This is a genomic window from Micromonospora fluostatini, assembly GCF_050410825.1.
Classification (GTDB): domain Bacteria; phylum Actinomycetota; class Actinomycetes; order Mycobacteriales; family Micromonosporaceae; genus Micromonospora; species Micromonospora rosaria.
In genome coordinates this window covers 7,062,436-7,085,872 of sequence record NZ_CP191251.1, presented here as the reverse complement: position 1 = coordinate 7,085,872, position 23,437 = coordinate 7,062,436, and the positions used below count along the sequence as shown (strand labels likewise).

Below are 23,437 nucleotides of genomic sequence, written 5' to 3'. Positions count from 1 at the left end.
ACCGGTGCCGCGCCGGGTGGTGTCCAGGATGGACCGGAGTACGACCGGCGCATCGACGGCGGGCGTTGGGATTGCGGCCGGGAAACCGATCTGAACTGCGCCGACCGACCGGGGAACCGCCCGCCATCTGTGCGGGAGTCGGCGTCGGCGGGTGCCGCCCCACCGGGGCCGCGCCGCCCCGGTCCGCTCCGGAAAGGGAGGCCGGTCGCGGAAACCGTCGCCGGCGGGCCGGGACGAACGGTACCCGTCAATGGCGGATTTCCGACACCGGACATCCGCCGGGCGGCGGGCCGCCGTCGGTCAGGTGGCGTCCGGCCCGGCGGCGGCGCGCTTCGCGCGGGCTCGACGGCGGCCCTCGTGCATGGCCTGCACCCGGGCCACCGGGATGGTGTGCCCCTCGGCGACCAGGTCGGCCGGGAGCCGCTGCGGCGCCGGCAGCGCGGCGACCCACGCGTCGGCGGTCCCGAGCAGCGCCGGGACGGTACGGATGGTGAAGTCGGCCGGGGTGACGGCGGCCAGGTCGGCCCAGGCGACCGGGTACGACACCGGCACGCCCGGCCGCAGCCGGGGGCTGTACGCGGCGACCACGGTCGCCCCGCCGGCCCGGGTGGAGTCCACGAAGACCCGCCCGCCCCGGTCCTCGCGGATGAAGGCCGTGGTGGCGAGCGCGGGGTCCAGGCGTGCGGCGCGGGCGGCCAGCGCCCGGGTGGCGGCGGCCGTGTCCGCCGGGTCGACGCCCGCCTCGACCGGCACGACGACGTGCAGGCCCTTGGCGCCGCTGGTCTTGACCGCGCCGGTCAGGCCGGTGTCGGCCAGCGCCCGGCGGACCAGGTCGGCGGCGGCGACCGTCGCCGGGAAGGAGTCCCCCTCCGGCGGGTCGAGGTCGAGCACCAGGTGGGTGGGGCGGTACGGGTCGTCGACGGTGGTCAGGGTGGGGTGGTACTCCACCGCCCGCTGGTTGGCGAACCAGAGCAGGGTACGGCGGTCGTCGCAGAGCGCGTACGAGATCTCCCGGCGCGACGCCTCGGCCCAGACCGGCGTGCGGCGTACCCAGTCCGGGGTGTACCTCGGCAGGTTCTTCTGCATGAAGGGCGGCTGGCCGGGGCGGACCCGGACCACCGACAGCGGCCGGCCGCGCAGGTGCGGCAGGATCCGGTCCCGGACGGCGTCGAGGTAGTCGACCAGGTCCCGTTTGGTGGCGTCGGCCCCGTCGAACAGTGGCTGGTCCAGGTTGGTCAGCGGTACCCCGTCCCGGGTCTCGTCGGCGCCGGTCATCCACCCACCCTGACCGCTGCGGGCCCGGCGGTCAACGAGGCACGGCCGGTGGAAGGCGGCGGACCGGCGGGACACCCTCCACATTGCCAGTGTTGCCAAAATCGTGTCAAGCTATTGGCAATATGGATGACATCCGGCGCGTCCCGCGCACGGCGGGACGGCCGGCGCCCTCGGCCCTCCCCGCGTCGCTAGGAGCAGACATGGAGCACGTCGACCAGCCGTCCGGCCCGGCGCAGTCCGGCCTGAAGTTCAGCATCGTGATCCCGCACAAACAGCGCCTGGAGACGCTCCGGGTGGTCTTCGCCTCGCTCGCCGAGCAGACCCTCGGCCGCGAGGAGTTCGAGGTGGTCGTCGGCGCGATGGAGTACTCCCCGGAGTACGTGACGCTGTGCCGGGAGTTCAGCGACCGGATCGCGGTCGTCAGCGTGCTCACCGCCGAGGAGTGGAACGTCAGCCGGGCCCGCAACCTGGCCATCCGGCACGCCTCGGGCCAGGTGCTGCTGCTGCTCGACGCCGACATGGCGTTGCCCGCCAACGGGCTGCGCGACCTCTACGACCGGTACTTCGCGCACGGGCAGAACATCTGCGTGACCGGGCAGGCGATCGGCTACCACGACGTGGTGGAGAGCGACGTGGCCGACGCCGAGGTGCTCTCCTGGGACCGGTACCGCGACGCGATGGCCGCGATGGAGGCCTCCGGGCAGGTGCACGGCGACGTCCGGTGGACCCCGGAGTACGCCCCGGCGATCGCCCGGTTCCCGTGGGCGTTCGTCGGCACCGGGCTGGTGGCCCTGCCGCTGTCCGTGGTCCGCCGGCACGACCTGCTGCTCGACGAGGGCTTCCGGGGCTGGGGGCCGGAGGACCAGGAGTGGGCCTTCCGGATCTCCCGGACCGGCACCCCGATCGTGCAGGCGACCCGGTTCTTCGCGGTGCACCTGCCGCACCCCCGGGACGTGGCGGCCAACGGGGCCACCGCCTGGGCGAACAACCGGTACTACCTGGCCAAGTGGCCCCGGCTGGACCTGGAACTGGCGCTCGCCTTCGGCTGGCTGGAGGCCGACCGCCGCTACCCCGAGGTGGAGCGGGAACTGGCCGCGGCGGCCGGTGCCGGCCGGTCGCTCGCCACCTGCCGGGGCACCGCCGACGGGCGGGACATCCTGCTGGTCGGCGCGACCGTCGACACCGCCACCGGGGCACCCGAGCCGGAGGTCGCCGCCCTCTTCGACGCCCACCGGCCGGTGCGGACGTACCCGCTGGCCGGTTTCGGCCTGCCGTACCCCGACGCCAGCGTCGAGGAGTGTCGGCTGCTGCCGCCGGTCGGCCGGCTGAGCCCGCCCTACCGGGAGGCGATCCGCCGGGAGGCGGAGCGGGCCGCCCGCAAGGTGGTGGCCGCCGCCGACGACGACCGGCGGTGACCCGACGCCGACCGCCGTCGACGGCGGTCGGCGCGCATGATCCGCGGGCCCGCTGGGCACAGACGGCCCCGGAGACCACGGACAGGAAGGAAAAGCCGACTGATGGTGAGCAGCGAGGTCACGACGCCGCCCGCCGGACCGGGGTCGATGGCCCCCGCCCGGTGGGCGCGCTGGGCGGCGGCAGCCGCGTTCCTGATCACCGGCCTGGTGCTCAGCAGCTACTTCGTCCGGGTACCGTCCCTCAAGATCAAGTACGGCTTCACGGACGGCGAGCTGGGACTGTTCTTCGTCCTGCCGGTCGTCACCGGACTGGTCGCCATGCAGGCGACCGGGAACCTGGTCGCCCGGTTCGGCAGCGCCCCGATCATCCGGGTCACCATGCTGGGCCTGCCGCTCTCGCTGGCCGCCATCGGCTTCGCCGAGACCCGTTGGCAGTTCGCGCTGGCCCTGCTCGTCTTCGGGATCGTCGACGGCCTGATCGACGTGTCGATGAACGCGCACGCGGTCACCGTGGAACGCGCGCTGCGCCGGCCCGTCATGAACAGTTGCCACGCCGCGTGGAGCATCGGCGCGATGATCGGCGCGGCCCTGGGCGGGCTGGCCGTCAAGGCCGACCTCTCCCCCGCCCGGCACTTCCTGCTCCTCTGCGGCGCGCTCGTGGTGCTCGGCCTGGTCGCCGGCCGGTTCCTGCTGCCGGCCGCCGCCGACCGCACCCAGGGGTACGCCACCGCGGCGAAGCCGAAGATCCGCTGGCACGAGGGGTGGACGCCCCGGATCGTGCTGCTCGGCGTCACCGGCACCGTGGTCCTGGTGGCCGAGGGGGCGGTCGGCAACTGGGGCGGGATCTTCCTCCACGACGAGTTGGGCTCCTCGCTGGCCACCGCCTCCCTCGGGTACCTCGCCTTCAGCGTCTTCCAGGCCGGCGGTCGGCTGGTCGGCGACCGGCTCCAGCAGCGGATCGGCGCCGGCCGGCTGGTCCGGTGGGCCGGGGCGATCGCGGTCGCCGGGCTGGCGATCGTGGTGCTCAGCCCGCTCCCGGCGGTCGCCATCGCCGGCTTCGCCGTGCTGGGCGTCGGGATGTCCGTGCTGGTACCGCTGATCTTCAGCGCCGTCGGGCACAGCGGCGCCGAGTCCGGCGACGTCAACGCGGCGGCGGCGCTGGCCAAGGTGAACACCCTCACCTACAGCGGCATGCTGCTCGGCCCGGTGCTGGTCGGCTGGTCGGCCAGCGGGGTCGGGCTCACGCTGACCCTGGCCGGGATGCTCGCCCTGCTGGCGCTGACCCTCGTCACCGGGCTGCGCCGGATCTGACGGCGGTCCCGCTGCGCCGGGTGGAACGGCAGCCGGCCCACCCCGCCCGGAGGGACACCGGCACGGCGAGGGCCCGTGGTCACCGCGACCACGGGCCCTCGCCGCGTTCCCGCAGCCGGGTCAGTCCCGCCGGTACACCGAGACGTGCCCGCGACTGGCCGAGCCGAACGGCCGCCGGTCCCAGTCGGCGTACCGGTCGGCGAGGCGCAGCCCGGCCAGCTCCGCCATCAGGTCCAGCTCGCCCGGCCAGCAGTACCGCTCGGAGTGCGGGCGCAGCCGCACCCCGGACCGGTCGAAGGTGATCTTCTGGCTGAAGAAGCGCTGCGCGGCCCGGTCGAACGAGTACACCTCGATCGTCGCCGAGTCCTCGGTCACCTCCAGCGCCTCGACCCGCTGCCCGTCGGCGAAGTGCGTCGGGTCGGGCACGTACGCCTCGACCACGAAGGACCCGCCCGGGGCGAGCACCCGGGCGACGTTGCGGAACAACTCCACCTGCCGCCGGGCGCTGGGCAGGTTGAACAGCGTGTTGAAGACCAGGTAGACCAGCGCGTACGGGCCGTCCACCGGGACGTCGGCCATGTCGCCGACGGTCACCGGGATGGCGTCGCCGCCCGGCTTCCCGCGCATCCGCGCCACCATCGCCTCGCTGGCCTCGACGCCCTCCACGGGCACGCCCCGGGCGGCCAGCGGCACCCCCACCCGGCCGGTGCCGATCGCCAGCTCCAGGGCGCGTCCGCCGCCGGCCAACCCGGCGAGGAAGTCCACGGCCGGGGTCGGGTCGAGCGTCGTCGCTCGGTCGTAGTCGTCGGCCCACACCCGGCCGAAGTGGGCCGGATCGTCGAAGAGGGACACCTGTCCTCCCAGGCTCGTCGGGTCGTCGGTCAGGACCGGGCGGTGCCGGTGGTCGTCGGGTCCCGGCGGTGGTGGTTCGACACCCCGCCGAGGTAGTAGCGGACGGTGGGTCGGCCGGTGGTGTGCAACCGGACCCCGTCGCGCAGCAGCACCTCCAGCAGCTTGTCGTCGGGGGCGGCGTTCTTGGCGTGGTCGTCCTCGGTGAACGTCTCCGGGATCGGCAGCCGCAGCAGCAGCTCCCGGCGGATCAGCCAGACGCTCTGGTCGACCAGCAGCACCGGATCCTCCGGCTGCATGACGGTGCTGGTCCGCAGCGTGGCGGGAAGCACCGGGTCGGCCCGGTCGAGCAGCACGTTGGTGCCCCGGATCCGGACCCCCCGGGCGCACATCAACTCGAAGATCCGCTCACCCTCGCCGCGGTTCGGCGCGGTGTGCCAGACCTCCTCGGTGTACGGCGTGCCGTCCGCGCACCAGATCGTCCGCCCGGAGTGGACCGCCTCCGCGCCGACGCCCCGCGCACAGGCGTACAGGCTGCTCAGGTGATCCGGCTCGAACTCGTTGTCGTCGTCGAGGAAGGCGATCCAGTCCGCCGTGGAGAGCCGGGCCCCGGTGTTGAACAGCCGGGACAGCCGGGGATAGACGTACCGCTTGTCGCCGGGCGGCTCGTCGCGCTCGGCCGGACCGCGGGACACCAGGTGCGCGACCCGGCGCAGCCCCGGCCGCACCGGAGCCGCCTCGACCACCGGTACCGAGTCGGGGTCGTCGTCGACGACCACCACGTGCTCGATCTCACCGGGGAAGTCCTGGGCGCGGACCGAGGCCATGGCCCGGCGGAGCAGGTGGGGTCGGTGCCGGGTCAGCGTCACGACCCCGATCGTCCCGTTCGGCATGCGGATCCTCTCCGGTCGCCCGGCCGTCGCGGACCGGCCGGTGGATGGGTGCGGTCAGGACCGGGCGGTGCGGGGCGGCCGGGCGGTCACGCAGGAAGCCGAGCCACTCCGGAATGGGGCGCTGCCGCAGCACGTCGGCGCAGTCGGGCAGGCCACGCTCCCGGATCAGCGCGTTCAGCCCGTAGAAGTCCAGCGGCGGGTCCGGCTCCAGCAGCCGGCTGATCGGGGTGTCGTACCGCCGGGCGATGTACTGGTAGTTGCGGACCCCGGACTTCTTGTTCTCCGCGTGCCCCTTCTCGTGCGGGTGGTGGATGGCGGCGGCGTCCCGGCTCACCACGAAGTGCGCCCCGTCCAGGTGCAGCCGGTACGCCAGCTCGATGTCCTCCCCGCCCCAGCTCCGGAACGCCTCGTCGAAGCCGCCGACCCGGCGGAGCTGGTCGGTGCGGGCGGAGGTGTTGCAGGTCCAGTAGACCAGCCACGGCGCGGGCAGCTCGTGGATCGCCTCGGTGTACTGGTCGTAGAAGCTCTCCCGGACGTCGAGCCACCGACCCTCCCGGATCAGCCGGGCGATGGTCGCGTCCGGCTCGTCGAAGTCGAGGGTGGCCAGCATCTGCGCGGCGTCCTCGTTGTTGTGGTTGAAGCAGTACACGTACCCGACGACGGCGGTCGGGGTCGCTCCGGCGTGACACGCCAGGTGCGCCCGCAGCGCCCCGGAGTGCAGCAGCACCCCGGAGTCGACGAAGACGCAGACGTCGCCGGTGGCGTGGGCGATGCCCACGTTGCGCGCCGCCGCCACCCGGAACCCCTCGTCCGGCCGCTGGAAGTAGCGCAGCCGCAGCCGGTCGGCGTACTCCCGGGCCACGGCCGGGGTGTCGTCGGTCGAGCCGTCGTCGACCACCAGCACCTCGAAGGCGTCGACGCCGAGGTCCTGTCGGGTCAGCGACTCCAGGGTGCGGCGCAGCAGCGCCATCCGGTCGTAGGTGGGGACGACGACGCTGCACAGCGGTCGTCGGCTCGGGGTTCCCGTCATCGTGCCTCCCGGGGGGATGTGGTGGCCAGCATCTCGTCGACGGTGACGAAGCGCAGGTCCCGGGCGAGCAGTCCCTCCAGGACGGCCGGTAGGGCCGCCACGGTCTGCCGGCGGTCACCGCCGCCGTCGTGCAGCAGGATCACCCCGCCCGGTCCCGTCCCGTCCAGCACCGAACGGGCGATGTGCTCCTGACCGGGCAGGGCCCAGTCCCAACCGAGGGCGTCCCAGAGCACGGTGGTCAGGCCCAGCTCGGCGAGGCCGGTCAGCACCTGCGGCGAGCGTCCGCCGTACGGCGGGCGGAACAGCGTCGGCGGCGGCTCGCCGGTGGCCGCGGCGAGCGCCTCGCCGGTACGTTCCACCTGCTCGACGACCTCCGCCCGGCTCAGCTCCGGCAGGAACGGGTGCGACCAGGTGTGGTTGCCCAGGTGGTGCCCGCGTCGCCGGATCTCGGCCACGGTCTCCGGGTACGCGTCGGCGAGCAGCCCGACGCAGAAGAAGGTCGCCCGCACGCCGTACCGGTCCAGGATGTCGAGGACCTGCCCGGTGTACGGCGGCAGCGGCCCGTCGTCGAAGGTGAGCGCGATGTCCGGGCGGTCCCGGGGTCCGTGGGTCAGGCAGCGGCCGGCGGCGGTCAGCTCGGCCACCGTGTCGGCGCTCGCCGCGAACCCGGCGTTGAGGTCGTCGCCGCGCCCGCCCAGCGTCCCGTCGGCGAGGTCCAGCCTGGTCAGCCGGGTGAGGTCGCGGTGGGCGGCGCGGGCCAGCTCACCGGCGGGCACCGAGCCGAACGGGGGCCGGGCGGGCAGCACCGGCGGGTCGGCCCGGTACACCTCGATCCCGGCGGCGGTCAGCCCCCCGTCGAGCAGGCCGTTGGTGCTGTCGATGACGGTCGCCACCGGCTGACCGAGCCCGCGCAGGTGGGCGGCGATCTCCCCGGCCCGGCGGGCGGGGAACCGGGTCGCGGGGCGCACCGTCGCGCCGGCCGCGTCGACCACCTCGACCTCGAAGCCGGCCTTGTCCCAGGAAATTCCCGAGTAGAGCATCTGCTGTCCTTTCCGGTGTTCCGGGCGACGGCCCGACTCCTCCCGATCCGGGCGACGGCCCGACTCGTCCCGGTGCCGGTCCGCCGGGTCGGGGCGGACCGGCCCGGTCGGGTCGGCCGGCACCACCCGGCGGGCCACCCGCTCGGCCTCGCCGGTGACCAGGTCCCGGTAGCGGGGAGTCAGCGCCAGGGCCGGCGGCAGCAGGTGACACTCGGCCACGCTCCCGTCCGGCCAGGGCAGGGCGAGACCGAGCAGGGGCAGGGTCACGGCCGGCGCACCGCCGTCGAACCGGGCCCGCAGCCGGGGATCGGCCACCCGGCCGGTGGCGTCCAGCACCACGCCGAGGTGGAGCACGTCGACCCCGGCGACGGCGCCCCGGGCCAGGCCCAGGGTCCGGCCGGGACCGGCCAGCGCGGTCACCTCCCGGGCCAGGGCGGCGTACTCCCGGTTCGCGTCGGTGAAGTTGACCGCGAGGTACAGCTCCACGTCGAGCCGGGACCACTTGGCGAGCAGGTACCGCTTGTTCCGCCGCATCGCGCGGTAGTTGACCGCGAGGTCACGGGCGTGCGGCAGGTGCATGCCGACCAGTTCGTCGCCGCGCACGATCGGGATGCCGGCCTCGGCGACCCGCAGGCCCCACTCCTGGTCCTCCGAGCCCCAGCCCCGGAACGCCTCGTCGAAGTACAGGCCGTGCCGGCGCAGCTCGGCGGTGGGCAGCGCGACCAGCCCGGTCCAGACCAGCGTCCAGGCCAGCGGGGTCTCGGGCAGCCGCCACCGGACGTCGTCCGGCGTCCGGTCGGGGCGTTCCAGGTCGCGCAGGGTGGCGCGGTAGTCGGCGAACGGGAGCAGGTCGGGCTGCTCCAGTCCGCCCCGGGCGTCGTACCCGTGCATCTGGCCGAGCACGCAGGCCCGCTGCCCGGCGGCGAAGTGGCGGTCGCGCAGCCGGCGCAGCGCGGTCGGCGGCAACGCCATGTCGGCGTCGAGCAGCACGGTGATCTCGCCACGAACCTGTCGCAGGGCGAGATTGCGGGCGCGGGACACGTTCCACTCCCCGGTGGCGAGCACCGAGACGATGGTCAGCCGGTCGGCGAACTCGGCGCAGGCGGCCAGGAACCGGGGGCAGTACTCCAGCGCCCCGACGACCACCTCGAACTCGGTGCGGTCCAGGGTCTGTTCCGCCAGCGCGGCGAACACCCGCCGCAGCCCCGCCAGACGTTGGCGGTACGGGATCACGATGCTGAACGTCGGTTTCTCCACATGCGACTCCTCGCCCTCGCCACCCCATGTTGCCCGGGTTGGCAACATCTGGCAATAGGAGATCCGGTGGCCGCCGGTCAGGAGTACGCCGCGGCCTGGAGCCGGTACAGCTCCGCGTAGAGGCCGTCCCGGGCGACCAGCGTGTCGTGGTCGCCGACCTCGACCACCCCGCCGTCGGCCAGCACCACGATCAGGTCGGCCATCCGCGCGGTGGAGAACCGGTGCGAGATCAGCAGGGTGATCGCGCCGCCGCGTCCCGCCGACCGACGGGCCTGCTCGGCGTACCGCTCGAAGAGGGCGTGCTCGGCCTGCGGGTCGAGGGCGGCCGTCGGCTCGTCGAGGATCTGGAGCAGCGGCTGCTCCCGCATGAACGCCCGGCCCAGGGCCAGCTTCTGCCACTGCCCGCCGGACAGGTCGGTGCCGTCCGGGTGGCCGCCGCCGAGCCGGGTCTCCAGCCCGGCGACGAGCCGGTCCGGCAGGTCGGCGGCGCCGGCCCGGTCCAGGGCGGCCAGCACCCCCGGCGCGGAGTCGATCCGTGGCAGGTCGCCCACCCCGACCGACTCCCGGACGGTGAACTCGAACCGGACGAAGTCCTGGAAGCCGGCGGCGATGCGGCGCTGCCACCGCCCCGGCGGGATCCGGCGCAGGTCGGTGCCGTCCACCAGGATCCGCCCCCGGTCCGGCTGGTGGAACCCGCACAGCAGCTTCACCAGCGACGTCTTCCCCGCGCCGTTCTCGCCGATCACCGCCACCGTGGCCCCGGCCGGCAACGTCAGGTCGACCTCGCGCAGGCTCGGCCGGTCCGCCCCGGGATAGCGGAACGACACCCCGACCAGCTCGACACCCCGGGTCAGCCGGTCCGGGACGGGCCGGTCCGGCGGGGGGCCGTCGGCCGGGTCCGCCGACCGGCGCAGCTCACCGAGCCGGCGCAGCGTGCCGCTCATCCGGTGCAGGTCGGTCAGCAGCGTGACGGCGGTGGCGACCTGGAGGCTGACCTGCGCGGCGAGGGCGATGGCGAGGGTCACGTCGCCGACCGTGCGCCGGCCGGCCGCCGCCTCCCGGACCACCAGCAGCAGCCCGCCCAGGTACCCGACGGCGAAGAGCACCTGGCCGCCGGCGCGCAGCGCCGTACCGTGCAGGTGGGCCCGCCACAGCCGGCCGGTCACCTCGGCCCAGATCGTCCGGTGCCGGCGCAGCACCTCGTCGCGGAGCCGGAACACCCGCAGTTCCTTGCCGGGCGCGGGGTCGGCGGTGAGCCGGAACAGCCCCATCGCCACCCGCGACCGCTCGGCGGTGGCCAGTTTCGCCCGGTCCAGCACCTCCTCGGCGCGGCGACCGGCCAGCAGCGGCGGGACGGCCAGCGGGAGCAGCAGGAGCAGCCACGGGTCGAGCCGGGCCAGCAGCACGGTGGTCAGCCCCATCGCCAGCGCCAGCCCGGCCAGCGACAGCAGCGACTGCAACGCGGTGGTGAACCGCTGCACGTCCTGCCGGACCACGGTCAGCGCGTCGACGAACTCCGGCCGCTCGTGGTGCCCGGTCCCGCCGGTGCCGTTGGCCAGCTCGATGAGCTGCCGGTCCAGGTCCAGCACGCTCAGCTCGGACAGCTCGTAGTAGGCGATGTGCGCGAAGTGGCCGAAGGTCAGCGCGGCGATCGCGCAGACCGCGACCAGCAGCCCGGCCAGCGCGGCCGTGCCGGTCCGCCCGGCCACCACCGCGTCCGTGCCCCCGCGCAGCGCCAGGGCGCCCAGCGGCGCGGCGACCGCCCCGCCGAGCATGAGCAGGACGGCGGTGACCGTCCGGCCCCGGTGCTGCCGCCAGGCGATGCCCAGCAGGTCCCGGCAGCTCGCCAGCGTCTGCCTCATGCCGGCACCCGGCTGGTCGGCGGGCGGTCGTCACCGGTGAAGCGCGCCGCCTGGTACCGGAAGAGCTGCGCGTACCGGCCGTCGCGGCGGAGCAGGTCCGGGTGCGAGCCCTGTTCCAGCACCCGACCGTCGGCCAGCACGACGATGTGGTCGGCCCGGCGCACGGTGGCGAACCGGTGTGAGATCAGCACTGTGGTCACTCCCCGGGTGAGCTGGACGAACTCGTCGTAGAAGCGGGCCTCCGCCCGGACGTCGAGGCTCGCCGTGGGCTCGTCCAGGACCAGCACCGACGCGCCGTGCCGCAGCGCGAACAGGGACCGGGCGATGGCCACCCGCTGCCACTGCCCTCCGGAGAGGTCGACCCCGCCGGCCAGCTCCGGGGTGAGCACGGTGCCCAACCCGGCGGGGAGGGCGCGCAGCGTGTCGGCCACCCCGGCCCGGCGGGCGGCGTCGAGGATCCCCGCCTCGTCGTCGAGGTGCTCCACCGCCCCGAAGCCGATGTTGTCCGCCGCCGTCGCGTCGTAGCGCAGGTAGTCCTGGAAGGTGATGCCGAGCCGACGCCGCCACTCCTCGACCGGGAGGTCGCGCAGGTCCACCCCGTCCACCCGGACCGCCCCGCAGGTCGGGTCGTAGAGCCGGGCGAGGAGCTTGACCAGCGTCGTCTTGCCCGCTCCGTTGAGCCCGACCAGGGCCGTGCACCGGCCGGCCGGCAGGGTCAGGTCCAGCCCGTCCAGGACCGTCCGGTCGGTGCCCGGGTACCGGAAGGTGACCTGGTCGAAGCGGATCTCCCCCACCGGCCCGCCCACCGGCCCGCCCGCCGGCTGCGGCGGCCGGTCCCGTACGGCACCGGGGACCGGCCCGGCCGACGTCGGTGCGGGGGTCGCGGTGGGCAGGTCGCGGTGCCCGGCGGCCTTCGCCTCCACGGCCCGGACGGCGTCGAAGGCGTTCATCCCGAACTGGGTCTGGTCGTCGGCCTCCGGGTAGTGGTCGCCGAGCCGTACCGCCGCCAGCACCACCTGGGTGACCAGGGCGAACCGGGCCAGGTCCGGCGGGCCGACGCTCGCGGCCAGGCCGGCGAGCACGGTACCGGTGACCAGCAGACCGGCCAGGGCCAGCCAGAGGAACGGCTTCAGGTAGACCCGGCGGCGCTCCGCCCACACCGGACGCATCCAGCCCAGGTACCGGTCCTGGTACCGGTCGGCGAGCCAACCGGTCAGCCCGTACACCCGGATCTCCTTGCCGGCGTGCCGCCCGGTGGCCAGGTCACGGAGCTGGTTGCTCTCCCGCCGCAGCGGGGCCAGCCGGCGGAACACCGCCGAGTACCGGCGCAGGCCGCCCCGCTGGGCCTGCCGGAACAGCACCGTCACGGCGGCCACCGCGCACGCGGCCGGCCAGGAGAGGGCCACCCCGACCGCCAGGACGCAGCCGGCGAGCTGGACGTACCGGGCGACCAGGGTGAGCAGGCCGGCGCAGGCCCGCCCCGGGCTCTGGTACCCGTGCTCCAGCTCGCGCCCCGCGACGGCGAGGTCGTCCCGGACGGCCTGGTCCTCCACGGCGGCCAGGCCGGGATGGGCCAGCGAGGCGGCCATCAGCCGGTCGACGACGTGCCCGTCGACCCGCCGGGTGACCAGTTCGCCCAGCGCGGCCTGGGCCGGGGTCAGCACCTGCTGGGCGACCATCACCACGGCGGCCAGCAGCAGCATCTCCACCAGCCGGTCCCAGGCGGGCGAGTCCAGCCCGTCCCGCAGCGCCGCCGGGACCCGGCCGAGCAGCACGCTGGTCGCGACCAGGAACACCACCGGCAGCAGTCCCAGCAGCACGTTGAGGACGAGCCCGCCGGCCGCCAGCGGCCAGCCGGCGCGCGGGATCAGCCGGGCGATGTGCCACCGGGCCCGCGCCGCGCCGGCCACCCCGGCGAACCGTCCGGTACCGCTCACCGCCGGCCTCCCGCCCCGGCGGCAGCCGCCGCCTCACACCCGTCGTACGACATGGAGCAGGTACTCCTTGCGGTTGAGCGGATTGTGGTCGACCCGGGGCCGGTACGGGGCCGGTGGCGGAGCCGGGCGGTACCCCGCGAAGGTCGTCTCCAGCACCCCCTCACCCCGGGTCAGGCCGGGCAACTGCTGGTACAGGCCGTGCGCCTCGGCCGCCGGAAGCTCTCCCGTCACGACCCAGGACCCCCGGTCGGGTACCGGGGCGCCGGGCGTCGCCCGCAGCCGGGCCAGGACGGGCAGCACCGGGCCCACCGCGTCGGCCGGCAGCTCCAGCCGGAACCGGTGCACCGGCTCGTGGACCACCGTCCCGGCCCGACGCAGCGCGTCCATCAGCACCAGCGGCGTGAGCAGCCGGAAGTCCCGGGCGGTACTGATCATGCTGACGTACCCGGAGTGGGTCACCGTGACCGTGCAGTCGACCACCTGCCACCCGTGCAGCCCCTGCCGCAGGGTGTCCCGGACGGCCTCCTCGACGGCCCGCAGGTAGGCCGGCGGCATCGAGCCCGGCTCGACCCCGAGCCGGAAGCGGAGGCCGCTGCCCACGGCCCCGGGTGCGATCCGCAGGCCGACGGTGCCGACGAACGGGTTCGACGGGGTGTGCACGATCTCGACCGCCGCGCCGGTGCCGGCGAGGCGTTCCACGTGGATGGTGGCGCTGTCCCGGAAGGTCACCGCGATCCCGGCCTCCTCGGCGAGGGTGGCCGCCAGCACCTCCTGCTGCACCTCGCCGTAGAGCGCGAGGGAGAGTTCCCCCGCGAGGTCGTCGTGGTGCAGGCCGATCAGCGGGTCCTGCTCGGCCAGCCGGGTCAGCGCGGCGTGCAGGGCGCCCCGCTGCGCCGGGTCGACCGGGACGACGACGGTCTCCAGGGTCGGCGGGGGGAACCGGGGGCCGTCGCCGGCCGGACCGGTGCCGACGCGGTCGCCGACCCGCACGTCGGTCAGCCCCCGCAGCACCCCGATCTCCCCGGCCCGGACGACGGGGCGCGGGGTCAGGGTGCTCCCCTCGACCACGCCGAGCCCGGTGATCCGACCGGCCGGCCGGCTGCGCCCGTCCCGGCGCAGCCGCAGCCGGTCCCGGGCCCGGACCGTGCCGGCGACCATCCGCAGGTAGGCGATCCGTTCCCCGGACGCGGTCCGTTCGATCTTGAAGATCGTGCCGGCGGCCGGTCCGGTCTCCCGGCGCGCCGGGAGGGGCAGCAGCTCGGCGAGGCCGTCGACCAGGTCGGCGACCCCGGCTCCGGTGATCGCCGAGCCGAACAGGACGGGGTGCACCCGGCCCTGCCCGGTCTGGGCGGTCAGCGCCCGGCGCATCCGGGCGTACCCGATGCCGTGCTCGTCGGCGACGTACGCGGCCAGCAGCGTGTCGTCGTGCTCGGCGACCAGTTCGGCCAGGCGTGCGACGAAGGCCCGGTCGGCGGGCCCGTACGGGTGGTACCCGGCGGCGGCGCTGCCCGCGCCGGTCACCGCGCCCATCGGCAGCACCGCCGGGGTGAGCCGGTCGGCGATCTCGGCCAGCACCTGCGGGCAGCGGGCCCCGGCGCGGTCGATCTTGTTGACGAAGAGCAGGGTGGGCACCCGCAGCCGGTGCAGGGTGCGCCACAGCACCCGGGTCTGCGCCTGCACCCCCTCCACGGCGGAGACCACCAGCACGGCGGCGTCCAGGACGCCCAGCGCCCGTTCCACCTCGGCGATGAAGTCCGGGTGCCCGGGTGTGTCGATCAGGTTGACGGTCCGGTCGTGGACGGTGAACGACACCACCGCCGACCGGATCGTGATGCCCCGCCGGCGTTCCAGCTCCAGCGAGTCGGTACGGGTGTCTCCGGCGTCCACGCTGCCCGGTTCGTCGATGACGCCCACGGTGTGCAGCAGCCGTTCGGTCAGGCTGGTCTTACCGGCGTCGACGTGCGCGAGGATGCCGAGGTTGAGCGTGCTCATCGGGCGTGCTGTCCTCTCCGGCGGGGGCTGTCGCGTACTGGCGGAACAGGAACGCCTGCGGCATGGCCTCTCCTCGGATGGACACCCGGCATATCGACGATGGCCGGTCCACCTCAGTAGACCAAACCGCCGGGCACCCGGGCAATGCGTATCCCGATCTCCCGATCTGTTGCCCCAGCGACCGGCCCCACCGGCCCACCAGGAGCTGCCGTGACGGGCGTTTCACCTGTTCAAACCCGTTGCCAATGCTGGTCACCAGTTGGCACTAATGTTGCCTCTCCTTTTGACAGCGCCCGGGTGCCCTCCTACCGTCGAGGGTGAGGCGACGATGCCGGTCGGGGCCGTCGACGCCGTCCCGGCCCACCCGACCGGCACCCGACCGTGAGGAGGTCCGCCGCGTGTCCACTCCCGCGCTGCGTCCGGGCGAGGTGCCCGTCGACGCCCCGCTCGTCCGCCGGCTGGTCGCCACCCAGTTCCCGCACTGGGCGGACCTGCCCGTCGAGCCGGTCGCGAAGTCCGGGGTGGACAACGCCACCTACCGGCTGGGCGACACGCTCTCGGTCCGGCTGCCCCGGTTGCCCCGCTGGGTGGGGCAGGTGGAGCGGGAGCAGCGGTGGCTGCCGTACCTCGCCCCGCACCTGCCGCTGCCGATCCCGGCGCCGGTCGCCCGGGGCGGTCCCGGCGAGGGGTACCCCTTTCCCTGGTCGGTCTACCGCTGGCTGGAGGGCGAGGACGCCGACCTCGACCGGATCGCCGACCCGCACCGCACGGCGGTCGAGCTGGCCGGGTTCCTGACCGCGTTGCAGTCCGTGCCCGCCGACGGAGGCCCGCCACCGGAGGCCAGCAACGGGTTCCGTGGCGTCCCGCTGGCCGACCGGCGGGACTCACCGGTGGTGGAGTCCCGGGTCCGGGAGCGGATCGCGGCCCTGGCCGGCCTGGCCGACACCGCCGCGTTGACCGAGGTGTACGAGACGGCGGTCGCCGCCCCCGCCTGGCCCGGCCCGCCGGTCTGGATCCACGGCGACCCCGACCCGGCGAACATGCTGATGCGCGACGGCCGGCTCGGCGCGGTCATCGACTTCGGCACGGTCGCGGTCGGCGACCCGGCCTGTGACCTGATCGCCGCCTGGACCTTCTTCGACGCGCCGAGCCGGCAGGTGTTCCGGGCCGCGCTCGGGGTCGACGACGCGACCTGGACCCGGGGGCGCGCCTGGGGGCTGACCGGCATCCTGCCCGGCCCCGAGGAGCTGACCGACCCGGTCCGGGGCGTCGCCGCCCGGCGTCGGCTCGACGAGATCGTCGCCGACCACCAGCAACACCCCTGAGCCCACCGTCGCGCAGGCCGCGCCGCGCCCCCACCACGGGCGGCCCGGTGCGCCCTGCGCCCGAACGACAGGAGCGACTCATGCGCCGACAGGACGTCCACGTGGTCTTCGCAATCGACGAGCGGTACGCCCGCCCGGCCGTCGTCACCGGCCACTCCGTACGCCGGAACCTGCGCGACGACGGCACCCGCCTGGTCTTCCACGTCATCGACTCGGGCCTGACCGACGACGGCCGGAAGCTGGTCACCGACGGGCTGGCCGCCGAGGGCGAGGTCGAACTGCACACGGTGGCCGACCCGCTGGTGATGGAGGTGCGCCGCAAGTGGTGGACCGACGCGGCCCTGGGCCGGCTGCACATCGGCACGGTGATCCCGGCGGGCATCCCCCGGGTCGTCTACCTCGACGCCGACACCCTGGTCCTCGACGACCTGACCGAGCTGCTCGCCGAGGACCTGAAGGGCAACGCGGTCGGCGCCGGGCTGAACGAGGTGGGCCCGGCGCGCTCGCTCACCTTCTCCGGCGGCCGGGCCCAGCAGCACCAGACCGGCGCGCTGCCGCCGGGGCACTTCAACTCCGGCGTGCTGCTGATCGACATGGACCGGTGGCGGGCCGAGCGGGCCACCGAGCGGGCGGCCGAGCTGCACCGCACCTACGGCCGGGACCTGCCCAACATCGACCAGGACGTCCTCAACCACGTCTTCGCCGGCCGGTGGACGCCGTTCCCGGAGAAGTGGAACAAGCTCATCGAGCACTCGGTGCACGGGATCTTCGGCAACGGCCGGATGGACTACCTGACCCGGCCCGAGGGCATCGTGCACTACATCGGCGAGGCGAAGCCGTGGCACGACGCCTTCCCGGACAACCCGCTGCGCCGCCTCTACGAGGAGTACGCCTTCGCGGTGGCCCGCTGACGCGGCACCGCACCGCACACACCGGGGCGGGGGACGGTTCCTTCCGGGACCGTCCCCCGCCCCGGTCCGCGTCGTTCCCCGGTCCGCGTCGTCGGCGGTCGCGGTCAGGCGACGGCGGGTTCGACCTCGACGACGGTGGCCGCGACCCGCTCCGCCTCCCGTCGGATGGTCTCCCGGTGGACCGGGTCCAGCCGGCGCACGGCGGGCAGGAGGCGGCACTCGTCGACGCTGCCGTCGTCGTCCGGCAGGCCGACCCCGACCAGCGGCAACGCCCGCAGCCGGGCGCCGGGGTCGAAGAGCGCGGCCACCTCGGGTGCCGGGGTGTGCGCGGTCGCGTCCAGCGCCGCCCCGACGACCAGCAGGGTCCGGCCGTCGGCGGTGCCCCGGACCACCCCGAGCGTCCGGCCGTCGCCGGCCGCCCCGGCGACCTGCCGGCGCAGGTCGTCGTAGAGTTCGGCGGTCTCGAACCAGCCGTACGCGTAGGCCATCTCCAGGTCGAGCCGGGGCCACTTGCCGATGTAGTAGCGCCGGTTGGCCTGCGCCGAGCGCTCCTCCGCGCGGGCGTCGCGCGGGTGCGGCACGTGCAGCGCGAAGACGTCCCGGCACATCAGGATCGGGGTACCGGTGCGGTGGATCCGGAACGCCCACTCCTGGTCCTCGGCGCCCCACCCCTGGAACCCCTCGTCGAACCAGAGCCCGTGCTCGGTGACCAGGGAACGGGGCAGCGCCATCACGGCGGTCCGCGCGAAGGCCCACGGGAACCGGACGGTCGCCGGGGCGTACCGGCCGGTCCAGCGCCGGTCGAGCGGGGGCTCGCCGTCGGTGTCCAGCCCGGCGAGGACGTCCCGGTAGTGCGCCCACGGCGGCACCTCGACCGCGCCCAGGTCCTTCTCCATGATCTCGTCGTAGCCGGCCATCTGGCCGACCACGCAGACCCGCTGCCCGTGCGCGAAGTACCGCTGGTAGAGGTGCTCCAGGAAGTCCGCCGGGGCGGCCATGTCGGCGTCGAGGAGGACGACGACCCGGCCGGTCGCGTGGCGCAGCGCGAGGTTGCGGGCGCGGCTGGGGTTCCACTCGCCGTCGCGCATGACGGTGACCAGGTTCAGCCGGTCGGCGTGGGCGCGGGCGGCGGCCGCGTACTCGGAGCAGTGTTCGAGCGCGCCGACGACCACCTCGAACTCGCTGCGGTCCATGGTCTGCTCGGCGAGCGAGGCGAGCGCGATGTTCACGTTGCGCAGCCGCTGCCGGTACGGGATGACCACACTGCACTTCAGCTCGTTCATGACCACCTCACCGTCGTCGTCACCCACCACGGTAACCCTTGGCAAATCATGGCGCAATCAGACAACATCCTGGCAACACTTGTGCCTCGTTCGCGTGGCTGACGGCGGCGGGCCGCCGTAGGCTGGTCGGGAGGCCGGACCCCACCGGCCCGTGGTGCCACGCGAGAGTCGGGAGGCCGGTCACCATGTCCCACGAACGCGCCCCGCTGGCGTACCGCGACGTCCTCAACGACGCCCTGACCTGGGTCTGCGCCGCCCACGACGCCACCGGCCGCCGGGGCGTCTCAGCCGGCTACGACCTGCGTACCGGCTGGCAGCCGACGTACCCGGAGACCAGCGGCTACCTGATCCCCACCCTGCTGCGCGGGGCCACCGCCCTGGACCGGCCGGAACTCGCCGACCGGGCGGCGGAGATCGGCGAGTGGCTGCTCGACCTGCAACGCCCGGACGGGAGCTTCCCGGGCGGGACGGGCGTTGACGGCCCGCCGGTGGTCTTCGACACCGGTCAGATCCTGCTCGGCCTGCTGGCGCTCTGGCGGGCCACCGGCGAGCAGCCGCTGCTGGACACGGCGGTCGGGGCCGGGGACTGGCTGCTCGCCGCCCAGCAGCCGACCGGCGCCTGGCTGTCCCACTTCGACACCCCCAACACGTACTCGTCCCGGGTCACCTGGGCGCTGGCCGAGCTGTGGCGGGCCACCGGGGAGCCGGCGTACCTCGCGGGGGTCCGCCGCTCGCTGGACTGGCTGCTCGACCAGGTCCGGCCGGACGGCTGGATCGACGCGATGGCGTTCAGCGCCGACCACACCGCCTGGACGCACACCATCGGGTACGCGCTGCGCGGCCTGCTCCGCTGCGCGGACCTGGTCGCCACGGAGCTGCCCGAGCCGGCACGGCGCGGCGTCGACGCGGCGGTGGCCTGCGCGGTGCGCCTGGCCGCGCTCCGTACCGACCTGCACCCGCTGCTGCCCGGCGAGATCGGCCCCGGCTTCACCCCGCTGGTCGGCTACGCCTGCCTCACCGGCGACGCCCAGCTCGTCACGATCTGGCTGGACGTGGCCCGGCGCACCGGCGACGAGACGCTACGGGAGCGCTGCGGCGCGGTGCTCGACCGGTTGGCGCAGCTCCAGGTACGCCAGCCGCTGGAGCCGGCGACGGTCGGCGCGCTCGCCGGCTCCTGGCCGCTCAGCGGCGGCTTCGAGCCGCTCGCCTTCCCCAACTGGGCGGCGAAGTTCCTCGCCGACGCCGTCCTGGAACACGCCGCCGACGTCCGGCTCCGCCGAGCGGCCACCACCCCGGGCGGGCCCTGACCGACCCGGATTCCCCTGCTCTCAGGCGGGCGGCCCGTCCGCCGTAGCTGATCGCTGCGGTGGACGGGCCGCCGGTTGCTGGCCCGGTGGCCGTCACGGCCAGTCGATGTCCGAACTGGCGCAGGCGGCGACCGCAACCCCCACCGTGGCCGGCGTCGCTCCCCGTGGTCGTCTCCGGGCCGAGGCGGCGGAGACGAGAAGCGTGACGGCAAGGTAGGGGTGGATGAGCATCCGACTGACGCACCAGGTGACCATACCGATGTCTCTCCCCCGGACGGAACCACTTCCGTCGATGCTTGTCTCCCCGGGGGAGCACTCCTAAACAAGCGGTGACCGGTGGGTTCCAGAGATTCGGAAGCGTCCGGTCACGACCCCCGACCGGTCACCACGACCTGACACCCGGCTCAGGCGGGCCCCTCGTACTCGGTGAAGTGCCGCTCGGCGAAGAGCTCCGGCCACCGGCCGCCGTCCAGCCGCAGGTCCCGGGCCCGCTGGAGGGCGTACCGCCAGTACGGCTTCACGGGTGGCCAGCGCCGGCCCGTCTGACAGTACGACGAGTCGAGGAAGTACCGGTGGGTGCCCCGCCCCTCGGGCAGCGCCCGCCGGGCGTGGAAGAGCGCGGAGTGCAGGACCACGGTGGAGCCGACGGGCAGCCGGTCCAGCACCAGCTCGCCGGGGAGCGGGTCGGTGCCCCGGCCGGCGCGGGCGTCCTTCGCGGCCACCTCCCGGTGCGAGCCGGGCAGCACCACCAGCGAGGCGGTGTCCTCGGTGAGCCCGTCCAGGTAGTGCAGCGTGTGGATCATGGTGAACGTCCGGTCGGTTTGCGGGTGCTGCTCGTAGTCGTGGTGCCACGGCTTGCCCGGCCGGTCCGGCTCCTGCCGGTCGCTGTGCAGGTGGTGGAAGACGAAAGACGGCCCCATCAGCCGGGCCAGGAGCTCCAGCAGCGGCGGGTGCGCGATGAGCGCGCCGTGCGCGGGCAGTTCCAGCTCCAGCACGGGCGGCAGGCCGTTGGCGGCCGGGTCGACGGCGCAGGCGATGGAGCGGGCCCGCAGGCCCTCGTCCACCCAGCGGTCCACCTCGGGCCGCAGCCGGGTGACCAGGTCGTCGGGGAGGAAGCCGGGCAGGACCAGGAACCCGTCCCGGTGGAACTGCTCGACCTGCGCGGTGGACAGCGGCGCGGGGCCGGTGCGGGCGGGCGCGTCCGGGGTCAGGGCGCGAAGGGCCATGGTGGTGTCTCCGCTCTCGTCGTGACCGGCGCGGACGGGCGGCCCGCGCCGGTGCTCGTCAGGGATCGGTGCAGCCGGCGCCGGACGGGTCAGCGGGCCGACGTGGTCGCGGAAGGGGTCGGGGTGGCGAGCCGGCCGGCGGGCACGAAGCGGTACCCCCGGCCGAGCAGGCCCTCGATGACGGCCGGCAGCGCGTCGACGGTCTGCGACCGGTCGCCGCCGCCGTCGTGCAGCAGGATCACCGAGCCGGGGCGGGTCTGGTCGAGCACGATCCGGGCGATGGTCTCCGCGCCGGGCATCGCCCAGTCGAACGGCTCCACGTCCCAGAGCACCACCCGGGGCTCCAGCTCGGACAGCCAGCGCATCACCTGCGGGGTCCGTGACCCGTACGGCGGCCGGAACAGCGTGGGTACGCTGCCGCCGGCCCGCTCGACGGCCTCGGCGGTCCGCTCGACCTGCGCCACGAGCTGCGCGCGGGTCAGCTCCGGCAGGAACGGGTGCGACCAGGTGTGGTTGCCCAGCTCGTGCCCCTGTTCCCGCATCCGGGCCAGCTCGTCGGGGTGGCCCCCGGCGTGCAACCCGACGCAGAAGAAGGTCGCCGGCACGCCGTAGCGTTCCAGCACGTCGAGGACCCGGCCGGTGTACGGCGGCTGCGGACCGTCGTCGAAGGTCAGGGCGACCTCCGGCCGGTCGCGGTCACCGTGGCTGAGCACCCGCCCGGCGGCGGTGAGCGCGCCGAGCGCGTCGGCGCTCGCCGCGATGCCCGTCTCCAGGTCGTGCTCGCGCCCGGTCTGGGTGCCCCGGCGCGGGTCGAGGCGGGTCAGCGCGGCCAGGTCCCGCTGCGCGGCGCGGGCCAGCTCGGTCGCGGGCACCGAGCCGAACGCCGGCCGGGGCGGCAGCACCGGCGGGTCGGCCCGGTACACGGTCAGGCCGGCGGCCATCAGCCGGCCGTCGAGGATGCCGTTCGTGCTGTCCACGACGGTGACCTGGGCATCGCCGGTGGCCCCGAGGTGCCGGACCAGGTCGTCGATCCGGCCCCGGCCGAAGCGGGCGGTGGGGCGGGCGGGTCGGCCGGCCTCGTCCAGGACGTCGACCGTGTAACCGTCGGCGCCCCAGGCGACTCCCGAGTACAACATGTCGGTCTCCTCCCTCTCAGGCCGGTCCGGGCAGCGCGGCCAGCAGCCGGTCCACCAGCGCGTCGGCGCCCGCGTCGTCGATGACCAGCGGCGGGACCGCCAGCACCGCCGCCCCCTGCCGGCGCAGCAGCAGCCCGTTGGCGCGGGCCCGGGCCAGCACCGCGAGCGCGGCGTCCTCGGTGGTCATCTCCAGCACCACCACCAGTCCCAGCCGGCGCACGTCGACGACCTCACCGGTGCCGGCCAGGTGCGCCACCCGGGCGGCCATCCGCCCGCCGAGCCACTCGGCCCGCTCGACCAGGTTCTCCTTCTCCAGCACGTCGAGCGTGGCGAGCGCCGCCGCGCAGGCCACCGCGTGCCCGGAGGTGGTGTGGCCGTACCGCAGGCCGCCGATGACCGGGTCGGCGGCGAACCCCTCGTAGACGTGCTCACCGGCGGTCACCGCGGCGATCGGCACGTACCCGCCGGCCAGCCCCTTGCTGGAGACCACCACGTCGGGGGCGACCCCGTCCCGGGCGCAGGCGAACATCGCGCCGGCCCGCCCGTACGCGGTGAAGACCTCGTCGACGACGAGCAGGGTGCCGGTCGCGTCGCAGAGCGCGCGCAGCCCCGCCAGGAAACCCGGCGGCAGCACGACCCCGCCGCCGACGTTGAGGAACGGCTCCACCACGACGGCGGCCGGTGGATCGGCCGGATCGGCCCCGATGGCCCGCTCGAAGGCGTCGAGCAGCACCGGCAGCGCCTCCGGCCGGCGCAGGTCCCGGGGCGGCAGCGGCAGGTCGACCAGGGTCACCGGCAGCGGCGCGGTCATCGGGTGCCGACACCGGGGCAGGTCGGACAGGCTCCGGGCGAGCACCGTGGCGCCCTGGTACCCCCGGGCGAAGGCGACGATGCGGGACCGTGGCCGGCCCTGGTGCGCGGCGTGGCCCACGGCCATCAGCACGGCCGCGTCGAACCCCTCCGACCCGCTGTTGACGAAGAGCGTCCGGGTCAGCGGCGCGGGCAGGTACGAGGCGATCCGCTCGGCCAGCGCGCCGGCCAGGTCGTGGCTGGTCAGCGAGACGTCCACGTGGTGCAGCCGGCCGGCCTGCTCGGCGACCGCGCGGGTCACCTCCGGATGGGCGTACCCGCAGGTCGAGTTCAGCGCCGATCCCTCGATGTACTCCCGGCCGTCGATGTCCCACACCCGGTACCCGCTGGCGTGGGTGAACATCGCGGCGGACCGGTCGGCGCCGACCGGGGTCCAGGTGTGCCAGACGTGTCGCCGGTCGCGTTCGCGGACCACGTCCGGGTCGGCGTACCGGGCAGCGGCGACTGCCGCGTCGATGGGGCCCATCTCCTGCTCCTTCGTGGGGGTGTCGGCCGGGGCCGCGGGATGCGCCAGGACG

General features: G+C 74.8%; 17 protein-coding genes. 5 read left to right on the top strand and 12 right to left on the bottom strand.

Translation table 11 applies throughout. From position 1 onward, the window contains the following. Positions 1-300: 300 nt before the first annotated feature. Positions 301-1,275, bottom strand: a complete 975-nt coding sequence (gene ligD / locus ACQUFX_RS31690; protein ID WP_428963801.1) for a non-homologous end-joining DNA ligase — start codon at positions 1,273-1,275, stop codon at positions 301-303. A gap of 200 nt (positions 1,276-1,475) precedes the next feature. Between ligD and ACQUFX_RS31685 the strand changes: the two genes are divergently transcribed. Next, complete coding sequence (locus ACQUFX_RS31685) at positions 1,476-2,690, top strand: glycosyltransferase family 2 protein (protein ID WP_428963800.1); 1,215 nt, start codon at positions 1,476-1,478, stop codon at positions 2,688-2,690. Between the two features lie 102 nt (positions 2,691-2,792). Then, complete coding sequence (locus ACQUFX_RS31680; RefSeq protein ID WP_428963799.1) at positions 2,793-4,001, top strand: MFS transporter; 1,209 nt, start codon at positions 2,793-2,795, stop codon at positions 3,999-4,001. 120 nt (positions 4,002-4,121) lie between these two features. Here ACQUFX_RS31680 and ACQUFX_RS31675 read toward each other — a convergent pair whose 3' ends face one another. The 7 genes from ACQUFX_RS31675 to ACQUFX_RS31645 all read right to left on the bottom strand — a co-directional run bounded on the left by ACQUFX_RS31675 (position 4,122) and on the right by ACQUFX_RS31645 (position 14,861). Beyond that, positions 4,122-4,853: a class I SAM-dependent DNA methyltransferase gene (locus ACQUFX_RS31675; protein WP_428963798.1), complete on the bottom strand. Its 732-nt coding sequence runs from the start codon at positions 4,851-4,853 to the stop codon at positions 4,122-4,124. Positions 4,854-4,882: 29 nt separating this feature from the next. Then, the gene (locus ACQUFX_RS31670; protein WP_428963797.1) at positions 4,883-5,719 is read right to left on the bottom strand and encodes a glycosyltransferase family 2 protein; all 837 of its coding nucleotides are present in this window, start codon (positions 5,717-5,719) and stop codon (positions 4,883-4,885) included. Beyond that, a complete protein-coding gene (locus tag ACQUFX_RS31665; protein ID WP_428963796.1) occupies positions 5,643-6,773 on the bottom strand; it encodes a glycosyltransferase family 2 protein in 1,131 nt (376 codons plus the stop codon). The genes ACQUFX_RS31670 and ACQUFX_RS31665 overlap by 77 nt, the downstream gene beginning before the upstream one ends. Beyond that, positions 6,770-9,070 (bottom strand): polysaccharide deacetylase family protein, encoded by a 2,301-nt coding sequence (locus tag ACQUFX_RS31660; protein ID WP_428963795.1) that lies wholly within the window; start codon positions 9,068-9,070, stop codon positions 6,770-6,772. The genes ACQUFX_RS31665 and ACQUFX_RS31660 overlap by 4 nt, the downstream gene beginning before the upstream one ends. 77 nt (positions 9,071-9,147) lie before the next feature. After that, positions 9,148-10,932, bottom strand: a complete 1,785-nt coding sequence (locus ACQUFX_RS31655; protein ID WP_428963794.1) for an ABC transporter ATP-binding protein — start codon at positions 10,930-10,932, stop codon at positions 9,148-9,150. Beyond that, positions 10,929-12,869, bottom strand: coding sequence for an ABC transporter ATP-binding protein (locus ACQUFX_RS31650; RefSeq protein WP_428963793.1), 1,941 nt, complete (start codon positions 12,867-12,869; stop codon positions 10,929-10,931). Before ACQUFX_RS31650 ends, ACQUFX_RS31655 begins: the two co-directional genes overlap by 4 nt. A gap of 33 nt (positions 12,870-12,902) precedes the next feature. Beyond that, positions 12,903-14,861: a GTP-binding protein gene (locus ACQUFX_RS31645; protein WP_428963792.1), complete on the bottom strand. Its 1,959-nt coding sequence runs from the start codon at positions 14,859-14,861 to the stop codon at positions 12,903-12,905. A 398-nt stretch (positions 14,862-15,259) separates the two neighbouring features. Here ACQUFX_RS31645 and ACQUFX_RS31640 point away from each other — a divergent pair, with 398 nt between their 5' ends. Both ACQUFX_RS31640 and ACQUFX_RS31635 read left to right on the top strand, forming a co-directional pair. After that, the gene (locus tag ACQUFX_RS31640; RefSeq protein WP_428963791.1) at positions 15,260-16,186 is read left to right on the top strand and encodes an aminoglycoside phosphotransferase family protein; all 927 of its coding nucleotides are present in this window, start codon (positions 15,260-15,262) and stop codon (positions 16,184-16,186) included. Positions 16,187-16,266: 80 nt separating this feature from the next. Next, positions 16,267-17,097, top strand: a complete 831-nt coding sequence (locus ACQUFX_RS31635) for a glycosyltransferase family 8 protein (protein WP_428963790.1) — start codon at positions 16,267-16,269, stop codon at positions 17,095-17,097. Positions 17,098-17,201: 104 nt separating this feature from the next. Here the strand turns inward: ACQUFX_RS31635 and ACQUFX_RS31630 are convergent, their stop codons facing one another. Further along, positions 17,202-18,407, bottom strand: coding sequence for a glycosyltransferase family 2 protein (locus ACQUFX_RS31630; protein WP_428963789.1), 1,206 nt, complete (start codon positions 18,405-18,407; stop codon positions 17,202-17,204). A gap of 158 nt (positions 18,408-18,565) precedes the next feature. Here ACQUFX_RS31630 and ACQUFX_RS31625 point away from each other — a divergent pair, with 158 nt between their 5' ends. Further along, on the top strand, positions 18,566-19,687 hold the full coding sequence (locus ACQUFX_RS31625; protein ID WP_428963788.1) for a beta-L-arabinofuranosidase domain-containing protein: 1,122 nt from the start codon (positions 18,566-18,568) through the stop codon (positions 19,685-19,687). Between the two features lie 404 nt (positions 19,688-20,091). On the opposite strand, the gene ACQUFX_RS31620 is transcribed toward ACQUFX_RS31625, so the two are convergent. From ACQUFX_RS31620 to ACQUFX_RS31610, 3 genes are all read right to left on the bottom strand, one after another. Beyond that, positions 20,092-20,913, bottom strand: coding sequence for a phytanoyl-CoA dioxygenase family protein (locus ACQUFX_RS31620; RefSeq protein WP_428963787.1), 822 nt, complete (start codon positions 20,911-20,913; stop codon positions 20,092-20,094). A gap of 89 nt (positions 20,914-21,002) precedes the next feature. Beyond that, positions 21,003-22,049 carry a polysaccharide deacetylase family protein gene (locus tag ACQUFX_RS31615; RefSeq protein WP_428963786.1) on the bottom strand — a complete coding sequence of 349 codons (1,047 nt, stop codon included), beginning with the start codon at positions 22,047-22,049 and terminating at the stop codon, positions 21,003-21,005. Positions 22,050-22,065: 16 nt separating this feature from the next. Further along, the gene (locus ACQUFX_RS31610; RefSeq protein WP_428963785.1) at positions 22,066-23,385 is read right to left on the bottom strand and encodes an aminotransferase family protein; all 1,320 of its coding nucleotides are present in this window, start codon (positions 23,383-23,385) and stop codon (positions 22,066-22,068) included. Between the last annotated feature and the right edge of the window lie 52 nt (positions 23,386-23,437).